General features: G+C 57.7%; 13 protein-coding genes. 3 read left to right on the forward strand and 10 right to left on the reverse strand.

The window, feature by feature from the left end; translation table 11 throughout:
* Positions 1-13 precede the first annotated feature (13 nt).
* The 3 genes from ACR0AK_RS20620 to ACR0AK_RS20630 all read left to right on the forward strand — a co-directional run bounded on the left by ACR0AK_RS20620 (position 14) and on the right by ACR0AK_RS20630 (position 2578).
* Positions 14-397, forward strand: a complete 384-nt coding sequence (locus tag ACR0AK_RS20620; RefSeq protein WP_480794798.1) for a hypothetical protein — start codon at positions 14-16, stop codon at positions 395-397.
* A 64-nt stretch (positions 398-461) separates the two neighbouring features.
* On the forward strand, positions 462-1844 hold the full coding sequence (locus ACR0AK_RS20625) for a leucyl aminopeptidase family protein (protein WP_480794799.1): 1383 nt from the start codon (positions 462-464) through the stop codon (positions 1842-1844).
* Entirely contained in the window at positions 1841-2578 is a 738-nt protein-coding gene (locus tag ACR0AK_RS20630; protein ID WP_480794800.1) for a C40 family peptidase, read from the forward strand. The genes ACR0AK_RS20625 and ACR0AK_RS20630 overlap by 4 nt, the downstream gene beginning before the upstream one ends.
* Here the strand turns inward: ACR0AK_RS20630 and ACR0AK_RS20635 are convergent.
* The 10 genes from ACR0AK_RS20635 to ACR0AK_RS20680 all read right to left on the reverse strand — a co-directional run bounded on the left by ACR0AK_RS20635 (position 2575) and on the right by ACR0AK_RS20680 (position 13485).
* Entirely contained in the window at positions 2575-2925 is a 351-nt protein-coding gene (locus ACR0AK_RS20635; protein ID WP_170564217.1) for a DUF2794 domain-containing protein, read from the reverse strand. The genes ACR0AK_RS20630 and ACR0AK_RS20635 overlap by 4 nt on opposite strands.
* 76 nt (positions 2926-3001) lie before the next feature.
* Positions 3002-4666, reverse strand: a complete 1665-nt coding sequence (locus ACR0AK_RS20640) for an ABC transporter permease (protein ID WP_480794801.1) — start codon at positions 4664-4666, stop codon at positions 3002-3004.
* A gap of 120 nt (positions 4667-4786) precedes the next feature.
* Positions 4787-6004, reverse strand: coding sequence for a phenylacetate--CoA ligase family protein (locus ACR0AK_RS20645; RefSeq protein WP_480794802.1), 1218 nt, complete (start codon positions 6002-6004; stop codon positions 4787-4789).
* Positions 6005-6023: 19 nt separating this feature from the next.
* Positions 6024-6857 (reverse strand): ABC transporter ATP-binding protein, encoded by an 834-nt coding sequence (locus tag ACR0AK_RS20650; protein ID WP_170564209.1) that lies wholly within the window; start codon positions 6855-6857, stop codon positions 6024-6026.
* Between the two features lie 74 nt (positions 6858-6931).
* Positions 6932-8212: an ABC transporter substrate-binding protein gene (locus ACR0AK_RS20655; RefSeq protein WP_170564206.1), complete on the reverse strand. Its 1281-nt coding sequence runs from the start codon at positions 8210-8212 to the stop codon at positions 6932-6934.
* 75 nt (positions 8213-8287) lie between these two features.
* Positions 8288-9364 (reverse strand): branched-chain amino acid ABC transporter permease, encoded by a 1077-nt coding sequence (locus ACR0AK_RS20660; RefSeq protein ID WP_170564203.1) that lies wholly within the window; start codon positions 9362-9364, stop codon positions 8288-8290.
* Positions 9365-9367: 3 nt separating this feature from the next.
* The gene (locus ACR0AK_RS20665) at positions 9368-9625 is read right to left on the reverse strand and encodes a hypothetical protein (RefSeq protein WP_480794803.1); all 258 of its coding nucleotides are present in this window, start codon (positions 9623-9625) and stop codon (positions 9368-9370) included.
* 3 nt (positions 9626-9628) lie between these two features.
* Positions 9629-10615 (reverse strand): branched-chain amino acid ABC transporter permease, encoded by a 987-nt coding sequence (locus tag ACR0AK_RS20670; protein ID WP_480794804.1) that lies wholly within the window; start codon positions 10613-10615, stop codon positions 9629-9631.
* 29 nt (positions 10616-10644) lie between these two features.
* On the reverse strand, positions 10645-11463 hold the full coding sequence (locus tag ACR0AK_RS20675) for an ABC transporter ATP-binding protein (protein ID WP_480794805.1): 819 nt from the start codon (positions 11461-11463) through the stop codon (positions 10645-10647).
* Positions 11464-11541: 78 nt separating this feature from the next.
* Entirely contained in the window at positions 11542-13485 is a 1944-nt protein-coding gene (locus ACR0AK_RS20680; RefSeq protein WP_480794877.1) for an AMP-binding protein, read from the reverse strand.
* Positions 13486-13495: the final 10 nt, after the last annotated feature.

Here is a 13495-nt window from a genome sequence, read left to right on the forward strand (position 1 = left end):
AATTGGGGTAGATGTGGTGGATAAAGTGATCACGCTTGAACAAAAGGAAACCGTTCGACTGGATTCGGACCGTTTGAACGCGCTGTACCGCCAACTGGGCGACAAAAACGCACTGGACGTATTGTGCCGTACGGTCGAGGAACTGGCTGTGCGCCTGTCAAATTGCGAGCGGCTCTGGCGGCATCGCGACTGGGGCGGGCTGCGCAAATGCGCGCGGTCTCTGGTGGCGATCGCCGAACAGATCGGCATGACCGCACTCGCCCGTGTCGCTGGTGACGTGGCGCAAAATGTCGATGCAGGGGATGCGGTCGCAACCGGGGCCACCCTGTCGCGCCTTATCCGTGTGGGTGAGAATTCGCTGACTGTGATCTGGGATCAGCAGGATCTTTCCGTCTGACGGGACTTGCGGACGGATCGTGGACGGCTAGGCTGGGGCGCAAATCGAACCAGCCGAGATGTCCATGACCCTGTCCTTCGCTTCGCCCTCTGAGCCCTCTGTTCCGCTGCATGTCATATCACAGCCGGATCTCGAAGATTGGTTGAAGGATCGGCCAACCCACGTGGTGTCATGGGTAAAGGCCAGCGGGTTCACCGGAGCTATGGGGCAGACTTTGCTAATCCCGCAATCAGATGGCACGCCCAAGATTGCCTTGGCGGGATACGGCAAAAGCAGCGGTCGTGCGCGTAAGCGGTTCCCGTTGGCTGCCGCGGTCGAAACCTTACCAAAAGGGTCCTATAACATCGCATCCGGTGTGCCCGCCGAGGTGCTGCACACAGAATGCCTCGGTTGGCTGCTGACCGGATATGCTTTTGATCGATACGCCAAACAATCGCCCGCCAAGACGCAGCTTGTCGCGCCTGAAGGTGTCGATTCCGCGCGGATCGAGGCGCTGGCAAGTGCTGAGGCGCTGACCCGCGATCTGGTCAACACGCCAGCCTCTGACATGGGACCGGATCAGCTTCAGACTGCAGCCGAGGATTTGGCTCAGGAATTTGGCGCGACCTGCACAACGACTCAGGGCGAAGACCTGCTGGAAAAGAATTTCCCGATGATTCACACAGTGGGTCGTGCCGCCGCGCAAGCTCCGCGCCTGATCGAGATGACCTGGGGCAAAGCCGGCCCGAAGCTGACTCTGGTCGGCAAAGGTGTGTGCTTTGACACCGGCGGACTGAACCTGAAGCCGGGGAATTCGATGTCCCTGATGAAAAAGGACATGGGCGGTGCGGCCAATGTATTGGGGTTGGCGCGGATGATCATGTCGCTAAAGCTGTCAGTGCAACTGCGCGTGCTGATCCCGGCAGTCGAAAACTCGGTCGCAGGCAATGCCTTCCGGCCCGGGGATATCCTGACCTCGCGCAAGGGGCTGACGGTGGAGATCAATAACACCGACGCCGAAGGGCGGTTGGTTCTGGCTGATGCACTGGCACTGGCGGATGAGGGCGACCCGGACCTGATCATCTCGATGGCGACCCTAACCGGTGCTGCACGGGTGGCGGTTGGCCCCGATCTGGCGCCCTTCTACACAGATGACGACGACGCGGCCAAAGCGCTGGCCAGTGCTGCCCAACAATCGGCCGATCCGGTCTGGCGGATGCCATTTCATGAACCCTATGAGACGATGATCGAACCCGGTATTGCCGATCTGGACAACGCGCCACTGGGCGGGTTCGCGGGCTCTATCACCGCGGCCCTGTTCCTGCGCCGCTTTGTCGGCGACAGCCGATATATGCATTTCGACATCTATTCCTGGCAGCCCACCAAAGCGCCCGGGCGCAGCAAAGGCGGTCTGGGACAGGGACCACGCGCCTTGTTGACTGCCCTGCCCGAGATTTTGGACCTATGAGTCACGCACGTATCATAAAGCCGGTTGTCGACCTGCTGCGCAGGCCCGATGGCCCACGGGACCGGCAACTTTTGTTTGGCGATAGTGTCAAAATTGTCGAAAACACCGAAGGATGGAGCCGAATTGCCGCTGAAAAAGACGGCTATCCTGGTTGGGTTTTGTCCAACCAACTTGGACCCGAGACAACCGAAACCCACTGGATCACGGCACCTGCTACACATGCTTACGAACAGCCCGACATGAAAAGTCCTGACCGGGTGACGCTGAGTTTCGGCAGCAAACTGAACGTGCTGTCGGAACAGAACCGGTTTCTGAAAACAGAGCTTGGGTTCGTTCCCGCAATTCACGCCAAACTCAGTGCAACGCACCTGACCGATCCAGTTGCTGTGGCCGAACTGTTTCTTGGCACGCCCTATCTTTGGGGTGGCAACAGTCGCTTCGGTATTGATTGTTCAGGCTTGGTTCAGGCTGGATTGCTAGCCTGTGGCATCTTCTGTCCGGGTGACAGCGGAGATCAGGAGCGCACGTTGGGCACCGCGATGCCTGCCGGAACGCAACCAAAACGTGGTGATCTTCTATTTTGGAAAGGTCATGTAGCCTGGGTTTCCAGCGAAAACATGCTGCTGCATGCAAATGCCTACCATATGGACGTGACGTTCGAACCTATGGATCAGGCAATCACACGGATTCTGGAACAGGGTGACGGGCCAGTGACATCGCACGTAAGGCTCTAATCAAGATCGACGGACCGGATCAGCTTGCGTTCCAGTACCCGCAAAACGGTCCGCAGATCATGGCCGCGCTTCAGAATGCGCCCATCCATGCCGATCACCGAATACATCCCCTGCTTTGATCGCAGACGAGGGTGCTTTTCGATCCGGTATATCGGGTGTTCGGCCGTTCGTCGGAAAATGGAAAACACCGCCATATCGCGTAAATTGGAAATTCCGTAATCGCGCCATTCTCCGGCGGCGACCATCCGGCCATAGACAGACAGGATATTGGACATCTCGTGCCGGTTAAACGCGACGGGCATCTGTGCCGAGTTTGCAGAAAACCGGCTGGGAGGCTGCATGTTCATACCCTCAGCCTTGCCGGAAAACGCGTTTGAATCAAGCCTGATGGCCGAAGGCGTGGTATTTTTGGGTTGTTACGCCTTAGCGTCGACCGACCTGCCGGCAGATCAGAATCACCGGCAATAGCCCAACGGCCAGGATCACAAGCGACGGTACGGCCGCTCCCTCCAGCCGCTCGTCCGAGGCCAGACGATAGGCTTGCACCGCCAGTGTATCAAAGTTGAACGGGCGCATGATCAGAGTTGCCGGCAGCTCTTTCATCACGTCGACAAACACGATCAGCAAGGCTGTCAACAACGAAGGTGTCAGGATCGGCAAGTGCACACGGCGCAATGTACCCAGCGGGGATTGTCCCAAAGACCGGGACGCGGCATCCATATTGGCGTGCACCGTACTTTGCCCCCCTTCATATGCACTGAGAGCAGCCGCCAGAAAGCGCACCATATAGGCTGCCACCAGCAGCCAGATCGACCCCGTAACCAGCAGACCTGTTGAGATATCAAACGTTTCGCGCATCCAGGAATCCAGCGCGTTGTCGAATCTGGCAAAGGGCACCATCAGGCCAACGGCTATCACGCCGCCAGGCACCGCATAACCCAACCGCGCCAGATAACCCGCAGTCGACGATCCCCGCCCCGGGCGAAGGCGCTGAAAGAACCCAACACAGATCGCAGCACAGACCGTGACCACGGCGGCCACGCCCGCAAGTGTCAGCGAGTTTTGAATGAACCCGATATATCGCCGCGACAGCAGGTTTTGTTCCGAGGTCAGACCCATCTGGATCAGGATGAAGACTGGCAACAGAAAACCCAAAAGCACAGGTACTAGACATAAGGTGAAAGCCGCCACAGATTGCCAACCCTTTAACTGCGCCGAAGGCAGAGAGGCATGGCTTTTTCCTGCCTGGTAGTATTTCGCCTTGCCGCGTTGCATCCGTTCTGCCACGGCCATGATCAACGCGAAACCCAGCAGGCACAAAGCCAGCTGAGCAGCAGCGGCCCGATCCCCAATCGAGAACCAGCTTGTGTAGATACCCGTGGCAAAGGTCTGAACGCCGAAATAGGCGACAGTGCCGAAATCAGCGATGGTTTCCATGATTGCCAGCAGAACGCCCCCTGCAATTGCCGGGCGGGCCATCGGCAGCGACACATGCCAGAACGCCAGCCATGGGCTTTTGCCCAGCGCACGGGCGGCCAGAAAGGCGGTGGCGCTTTGTTGCAGAAACGCGGCGCGTGCCAGCAGGTAGACATAGGGATAAAGCACAAGGATCAGCATCACTGCCGCACCCTCGGTCGAGCGGATTTCCGGGAACCAATAGTCGCGCGGACCCCAGCCGGTCACCTGCCGCAATGTGGTCTGCACAATACCGGGATGATCCAGAATGAAAGTATAGGCGTAGGCCAGAACATAAGCCGGGAAGGCCAGCGGCAGAACCAGCGCAATTTCAAGAAAGCGAACCCCCGGAAATCGCGTCATCGTCACCAGCCAAGCAGCCCCAACCCCTATCGAGAAGGTGCCGATGGCCACCAAAACGACAAGGATGACAGTTGTTAACGCATAACCGGGTAAAACCGTCTCGACCAGATGCGAGACCGTATCCGTCCCACCTGTCACCGCCGCCAGAACAACCGCGACCATCGGCAGAAGACAAGCCGCCGCCACGAGGTAAGCCACAGCGGCCACCAAACGGGTGCCCAACGCGCCGCGATTGCGCGTTCCGTGTTCTGAATAGTCGATTTCGGCCATGGACCCGGGTTGTAAATGGCGTTGGCTATTGATCAGCCTTTAATCGACCAAAATGCTAAGAAACACCAGTCTGCAGCGAAACAAATCTGCGGCACATACTGCCGCAGACATAGTTTTGGATCACTCGTAGACGCGCTGATCCTCGATCACCAACCCATCCTTGGGAAGCGATCCGGGCGCCACGACCTCAATCGCGCCCTTCAGTTTCAGCACCTCCGCCACGGACTTGGCATAGGCCATGTCGTCTCCGGCCGCGCTTTCGATTTGAACGGTCATCGTATCCATCTCTCCCTGACGGGCGGCGATGACACGGGCTTTGACGATTTCCTCGTGTTTATCGACAAGTGCAGCCACCTGTTCGGGGCGCACGAACATGCCCTTGATCTTAGTGGTTTGGTCGGCACGACCCATCCATCCCTTGATCCGCAGATTGGTCCGGCCGCAAGGAGAGACACCCGGCATGATAGCCGACAGGTCACCGGTGGCGAACCGGATCAGAGGGTAATCAGGATTCAGAGAAGTCACCACAACTTCACCCACTTCACCTATCGCCACCGGTGTCCCGGTGCCCGGGGTGACAACCTCGACAATGACATGCTCGTCGATGATCATCCCCTCCATCGCAGCGCTTTCATAGGCGATGTTGCCCAGATCGGCCGTGGCATAACATTGCAGGCAGGAAATGCCCCGGTCGGCATAGTCCTGACGCAAAGATGGGAATAGCGCGCCACCACCCACAACAGCCTTCGAGAATTCTAGGGCAACGCCCATCTCATCTGCCTTATCCAGAATGATCTTCAGGTAGTCCGGCGTGCCGGCATAAGCCGTACAGCCAACATCGCGCGCTGCGGTCACTTGCAGCTCGGTCTGGCCGGTTCCGGCTGGCAGCACTGCGGCCCCTACCGCCCGTGCGCCGTTTTCAAAGATCATCCCCGCTGGCGTCAGGTGATACCCGAAACAGTTTTGGACGATATCGCCAGGACCTACGCCTGCCGCATGCAGGAACCGCCCCATGCGCCACCAGTCATGATCCGTGCTGCCGGGTTCGTAAATTGGGCCGGGCGACTGGAACACATGATGAAAATGCCGCGCGGGTTTGACGGTGAACCCGCCGAATGGCGGGCGTGACGCTTGGGCGGCTGCCAGATCGGATTTCCGCAATACCGGCAATTTGGCCAGATCTTCGATAGAGTTAACGGCACCAGTATCCGCATCAGCCAGATGCGCTGCAAAGCCGGGGGCCGACAAAGCTCGGGTCATCTGAATACGCAGCGCCTGGGCTTGATCGGCGGCACGTTCGTCGGCTGATCGGGTTTCGAGAGCGTCGTAGTAGGTCATCGCCAGATCCTCCATTCCCTTACAGCCACCTCTTGCGGCGGCGGTAAGATCTCACGTCACGAAAGCTTTTGCGGCCTTCTTCGGACATGCCCAGATAGAACTCTTTCACGTCCGGGTTTTCACGCAGGTCGGCAGCGGGGCCGTCCATCACGACACGCCCGGATTCCAGAATATAGCCGTAATGTGCAAATCTTAGAGCCACATTTGTGTTCTGTTCGGCCAGCAAGAAGGACACACCTTCTTTCTCGTTCAGGTCCTTCACGATGCCGAAAATCTCTTCTACCAACTGCGGCGCAAGACCCATCGAGGGTTCATCCAGCAGGATCGTTTCGGGCCGTGACATCAGGGCCCGACCCATCGCAACCATCTGTTGCTCGCCACCCGAGGTGTAGCCTGCCTGCGACCGACGGCGCTCCTTGAGGCGTGGGAAATACGTGTAGACCAGTTCAAGATCCTGCTGGATCGCGGCCTTGCCATCCTTACGGGTATAGGCGCCCGTCAGCAGATTTTCCTCGACAGTCAGGTGTTCGAAACAATGGCGACCTTCCATCACCTGGATGACGCCTTTTTCCACCAGATCGGCGGGATCGCTTTCATGCACGCTGGTGCCGCGATACTCGATCGTACCTTTGGTGACTTCACCGCGTTCCGAATGCAGCAGGTTCGACACCGCCTTGAGCGTTGTCGTCTTCCCCGCACCGTTACCGCCCAGCAGGGCCGTGATACCACCCTTGGGCACGGTCAGGCTAACGCCTTTCAGGACGAGGATCACGTGATTGTAGATCACCTCGATATTGTTGACCTCAAGCAGGGTTTCCGCCTTGACGTCAGTGGTTTGAGCCGCATCCAGCATCTGCGCGTGTCCTTAAGCGAGTGTGGGCTTCGGGGCGGCGGTCTGCCGCCGCCCCGTTAGTTCAAAGCGCTGTATCAGCAGCGCCCTTCAATGTTGTTTTCCGACGCGTATGCGCTCGAGTCCTCGTCGATCAGCGCGCCGATCACCTCACCATCGGTTGGTTTAAAGTCCGAGATGAGCGTCCAGGTCTTGTTCGCCGCATCCCACTGGGTCACGCCAACCAAAGCGTCACCGCCGTGGTTTTCGCAGGAGACCGAGAAGGTCGGACCGAAGTTCGCCAGGCCCAGTTCGGCCATCTTCTCTTCTGTCATCTCCAGTGCTTCCATACCGGCACGCATCTCAGACGGGGTGATTTCCGCATTGCCCGAGATTTCCTGGGCTTTCTTGATGGCTTCGGCAGCCAGAACAGCCGCATAGAGACCACGATTATACAGAACTGTGCCCACCTGATCGCCCGCACCTGCAGCCTTGCCTGCATCGACAACGTGTTTCTGCAGATCGTCAAAGACCGGGAAGTCCGTGCCAACGTTGTGGAAGGTCAGTGCCTTATAGCCATTGGCGGCTTCGCCCGCAGGCAGCACGTCGTTTTCAGAACCGGACCACCAGATGCCGATGAAGTTTTCCATCGGGAAGCGGATGTTTGCAGCCTCTTGTACCGCAACCTGGTTCATCACACCCCAGCCCCACATCAGGACATAGTCGGGACGATCACGGCGGATTTGCAGCCACTGCGACTTCTGTTCCTGACCCGGGTGATCGACCGGCAAGGCGACCAGTTCAAAGCCGTGCTTTTTGGACAGCTCTTCCAGTGTACGGATCGGTTCCTTACCATAGGCTGAGTTGTGGTAGACCAGCGCAATTTTCTTGCCACTCAGATCACCACCGTTCTCCTCGAGCAGATAGTTTACCGCACCCGATGCTCCGTCCCAGTAGTTGGCGGGATAGTTGAAGGTGTGGCTGAACACATCGCCGTTCTTGGCCGAGGTTCGACCATATCCCATCGTGTGCAGCGGAATGTCGTCTGCAGTGACTTTTGGGATCAGCTGGTACGTAATACCTGTGGACAGCGGCTGATAAACCAAAGCGCCTTCGCCCTTGGTGGATTCATAGCATTCAACGCCTTTTTCGGTGTTGTAACCGGTTTCGCATTCGACCATGCGGATCGGAACACCACCAATGCCGCCATCGCGCTCATTCAACAGGGTGAAATAGTCGTTATAGCCATCCGAGAACGGAATACCGCCAGCGGCGTAAGGCCCGGTGCGATAGCTCAGATCGGGGATCACAAGATCCGCCAAAGCCGGACCTGCGGCCATCAGGGCGCTCAGCGCCACGGTTGCCAGTTTCAATTTCATCGGGTGTCTCCTCCCTTGGTTAGTCCGATGTTGCATTCAGGCTTGTGCCGCCTGTTTTTTCATTGGGCCGACCCCTTAGTGCGGGAACGGCCATAGTCTGAGTTTTTCTTTCGCCACACGCCACAGCTGCGCCAGCCCGTGCGGTTCCAGGATCAGGAACATGATGATCAGTGCGCCAACGATCACTAACTGCAGATGCGCCACGATATCCGTGGGCCAGCCAAGAACGTCGACACCAACAACCTTCAGGACCACCGGCAGCAGAACAAGGAAAGCGGCCCCGGCGAAAGATCCAAAAATAGACCCTAACCCGCCGATAATGATCATGAACAGGACTAGGAACGATTTCTGGATTCCGAAGACTTCGCCAACCTCGACCGCGCCAAGATAGACTGCAAAAAACAGCGCTCCTGCGACGCCGATGAAGAACGAGCTGACGGCAAAGGCGCTCATCTTGGCCTTTAGCGGGTTTACCCCGATGATCTCGGCCGCGATGTCCATGTCACGGATCGCCATCCATGTCCGGCCCGTCGTACCGCGCGTCAGGTTGCGCGCGATCAGGGCACTGACGGCCAGGAAAATCAGGCAGAACATATAGGTGGCCCAAGCAGGGGCATTTGGGCCGGTGATGATGATGCCAAACACATCCCGTTCCGGTGCGTTGATCTGACCCGAGGCCGAATAGTTGTAGAACCACGGCACCCGGTTGAACAGCCACACAAGGAAGAACTGCGCCGCCAACGTGGCCACCGCAAGATAGAACCCCTTGATCCGAAGGCTCGGCAGGCCAAACAGCACCCCGACAATGGCCGTTATGCCGCCGGCAAGAATGACATGGATGAACATGCTGACATCAGGGAAAGAGGTCATTAGCTTGTAGCAGGCATAGGCACCCACAGCCATGAAACCACCGGTACCCAAGGATACCTGCCCGCAATAACCCACCAGAATGTTCAGCCCGATCGCCGCGATGGCGTAGATCAAGAAAGGCAGCAGCAGCGCATTGGCCCAGTAGTCATTGATGACGAACGGGATGATCCCGAAGGCCACCGCCAATACGGCATAGTACCGGTACCGGTCGAATTTGATCGGAAAGGTCTGGCTGTCATCTGTGTAGGAGACTTTGAAATCCCCGGCCTCACGATAGAACATTTCTTACTTTCCCCATTCTTCCTGCGCCCGGTTGCGGGCTGCGGCGTCCAACTGTTTGGAGCCTTTTGCATATCCGCTCGCCTCTGAGGCGCGCACTAGTTTCATGTAAGCCAGGATGCCCATGACCAGTCCGGCAAACGCCAGGATCGCCGCAATCACCAATTGTCCATCGGTCAGATCGTCCGAGGTGAACGCAATGTACCCAAAAGACCAGAAGCCGGCCCACGCGATCACGTTGATGATGGCGATCAGCTTGGTCACGTCCTACACCCTCTCAATGATCTTCTCACCGAACAAGCCCTGCGGCCGGAACACGAGGAAGATCAGCGCCAGAACATAGGCGAACCAGTTCTCGGTCGCGCCGCCGACCAGTGGGCCGATGGCAAACTCGAACAGTTTTTCGCCCACACCGATGATCAACCCGCCGACGATGGCACCGGGAATCGAGGTGAACCCGCCCAGCATCAGCACTGGCAGCGCTTTGAGCGCGATCAGTGACAGCGAGAACTGAACGCCCGACTTGGTGCCCCACATTATGCCAGCGACCAGCGCGACAAAGCCCGCAACCGACCACACCATGATCCAGATGAAGTTCAGCGAGATTCCGACAGACAGCGCCGCCTGATGGTCATCGGCCACCGCGCGCATGGCCCGGCCCTGCTTGGTGTATTGGCTGAACGCGACCAGCGCGGTCACCAGCAACGCGGCAATCACCGTCGCAACTATGTCCAGATTGTCGATGAAGAAGCCGTAGCCGAAGATGTTGAACGTGCTCTCATCGATCCACAGGTTGATGCCCTGCGGCAGGCCGACATCCAGCGTCTTGATCTCGGATCCCCACATCAGGTCGGCTACGCCTTCAAGGAAGTACGCCAGACCAATGGTCGCCATGAACAGAATAATCGGCTCCTGTCCGACCAGGTGCCGCATGACAAAGCGCTGCACCGCCCAGGCCAGCAGAACCATGACACCCATAGTCAGGATAATCGCCAGAAATGCCGGCACGTTCCATCCGAACTTGTGGATATGAGTTCCAAAGGTCGCGTTGATCAGGTGGGCAAACGGCACCTGCCCGTTCATGATGCCCACCAGAGTCATGGCGGCAAACAGAGCCATAACCCCCTGAGCATAGTTGAAGATTCCGGACGCTTTGTAGATCAGCACAAAGCCCAGTGCGACCAGAGCGTACAAAACACCCGCCATAAGGCCGTTGAGGAAGACCTCCATCGCGAAAATCAGCTGATCAGGCATGTGCGCCCCCTCTCATGTCTGTCAGTTGCTCAGTCATGGCTCACCCCCAGATAGGCGTCGATGACTTCCTGATTGCTGCGCACCTCATCCGGGGTGCCGTCGCCGATCTTTTTGCCGTAATCCATCACGACCACCCGGTCGCTCAGGTCCATCACAACGCCCATGTCGTGCTCGATCAGGGCGATGGTGGTGCCAAACTCGTCATTCACGTCGAGGATAAAGCGACTCATGTCCTCTTTCTCTTCAACGTTCATGCCGGCCATCGGTTCGTCCAGCAGCAGCAGTTTGGGCTCCGCCGCCAGCGCGCGGGCCAGTTCCACCCGCTTTTTCAGACCGTATGGCAGACGCGATACCGGAGTTTTGCGGATGTGCTGAATCTCAAGAAAATCGATGATCTTCTCGACCGCTTCGCGGTTATCGACCTCTTCCGCCTCAGCCTTGCCCTTCCACATGGCCTGCTGAAAGATGTTGGTCTTCATGTAGTTCAGGCGCCCGGTCATGACGTTGTCCAGCACGCTCATACCTTCGAATAGGGCGATGTTTTGAAACGTCCGGGCAATGCCCTGCCGCGCAACTTCGTAGGGGCGCATCTGCGGGCGCTTTGATCCATGAAACCAAACCTCACCCTCCTGCGGGATATAAAACCCGGAAATCACGTTCAGCATTGAGGATTTACCGGCCCCGTTCGGGCCGATGATGGCGCGGATCTCACCCTCTCGGATATCGAAAGAGATATCCTTGATCGCCACCACACCGCCAAAGCGCAGGGTGATGTTCTTCATCTCCATCACCACGCCGCCGATCTTGCGGCCGTCTTCGGTGACATATCCTTCGGAGTTATCCAGCATCAGTCACTCCTAGACTTGCAGAAATACGGGACGGCGGGCGGGGTGATGACCGCAGGTCGAGCGGCGCACGACCGGCCCTCATTCCGCCGCCACCTTGTGCTGCGCAACCGGAACAACCGGCGCATCGACAATCTCAAGCGTGGCACTGATTGACCCCTTGCGACCGTCTTCATAGGTCACTTCAGTTGTGGTCGAGACCTGCTTGGACCCATCATAAAGCGCATCGATGATGTCGCTGAACTTGTCTTCGACAAACCCGCGACGCACTTTTCGCGTACGAGTCATCTCACCGTCATCCGCATCCAATTCCTTGTGCAGCACCACAAAGCGATGCACCTGGCAGCCCGACAACATTTCGTCAGCGGCCACAGACTTGTTCACCTCTTCCACGTGGCTTCGAATCGTCTCTAACACACGAGGATTTGCTGTCAGTTCCTGATAAGACGCATAGGCTACGTTGTTGCGTTCCGCCCAGTTGCCCACTGCTGTCAGGTCGATGTTGATAAAGGCCACGCAGCGGTCCTTGCCGTTTCCGAACAAAACAACTTCAAGGATATCGGGATAGAATTTCAGTTTGTTCTCGACGTATTTCGGCGCAAACATCGACCCATCGGCCATCTTGCCCACATCCTTTGCGCGGTCAATTATCCGCAAGTGTCCCGAGTTTTCTTCGATGAAACCGGCATCGCCAGTTGCAACCCATCCCTCGGCATCCTTGGTCGAGGCCGTGGAATCCGGGTTGTTATAGTACTCGACAAACACACCGGGCGAGCGGTAGTGGATTTCGCCCTTGTCGTCGATCTTCAGTTCAACGTCCGGGGCGGGCACACCAACCGTATCCGCGCGGACCTCGCCATCCGGCTGCACGGTGATGAACACGGTCGCCTCGGTCTGGCCATAGAGCTGCTTCAGATTGATGCCCAGCGAGCGGTAAAAGTCGAAAATCTCCGGCCCGATCGCCTCCCCCGCCGTATAGCCCACACGGAACCGGCCATAGCCCAGCGTATCCTTGAGCGGCCCATAGACCAGCAAATTGCCCAGCGCGTATTTCACGCGGTCGCCGAACCCCACCGGCTTACCGTCCAGCAACAGCCCGCCAACTTTCTTGGCATGCGCCATAAAGTGATGGAACATCCGCTGCTTCAACTTACCGGCGTCCTCCATCCGGATCATCACATTGGTCAGCTGAGTTTCAAACACTCGTGGTGGGGCGAAGAAATAAGTCGGCCCGATCTCGCGCAGGTCCGTCATCATCGTGTCGGCGCTTTCGGGGCAGTTGACGCAGAAACCACACCAATAGGCCTGACCGATGGAAAAGATGAAATCGCCAACCCATGCCATCGGCAGGTAAGACAGGATGTCCTCATTCCGGGTCAGGTGGTCAAATTCGGCCGAGTTCTTGGCACTTTCGATTACATTACGGTTCGACAGCACCACACCCTTGGGTTTGCCCGTGGTGCCCGATGTATACAGCATGACGCAGGTGCCGTCGTAGTCGATCTCAGCAATCCGACGATCCAGTTCCGCGTCAAAGCGCGCGTGACCCGCGCTGCCCTCAGCCATCAGATCGTCCAGCGCGTTCATCTGGGAGTGATCGTATTTCCGCATCCCCCGCTTGTCGGTATAGAGGATGTGTTTGACCTGATGCAGGTTCTCCTGAATCTCGATAACCTTGTCGACCTGCTCCTGATCACCGCAGACGACGAATTTCGCGCCGCAATGATCCATCACGTAGGCCATCTCTTCGGCGACCGCGTCCTGATACAAAGGCACAGGAACCGCGCCCACCATTTGCGCTGCAACCATCGACCAGTAATGCGCCGGACGGTTGCGTCCGATCACGGCGATGTGGTCGCCTTTTTCTACGCCAAGTTCCAGAAAACCCAAGGCAATCGCGCGGATTTCCCTGGCCGCTTCGGCCCAGGTCCAGCATTGCCAGATCCCAAATTCCTTTTCCCGGTAAGCCGGGGCGTCCCCGAACTGGGTCGCATTGCGGTGTAGCAGCGCCGGAAGAGAGTGCATCCCTTCAGCG

This window comes from Ruegeria sp. BI12 (genome assembly GCF_056537985.1).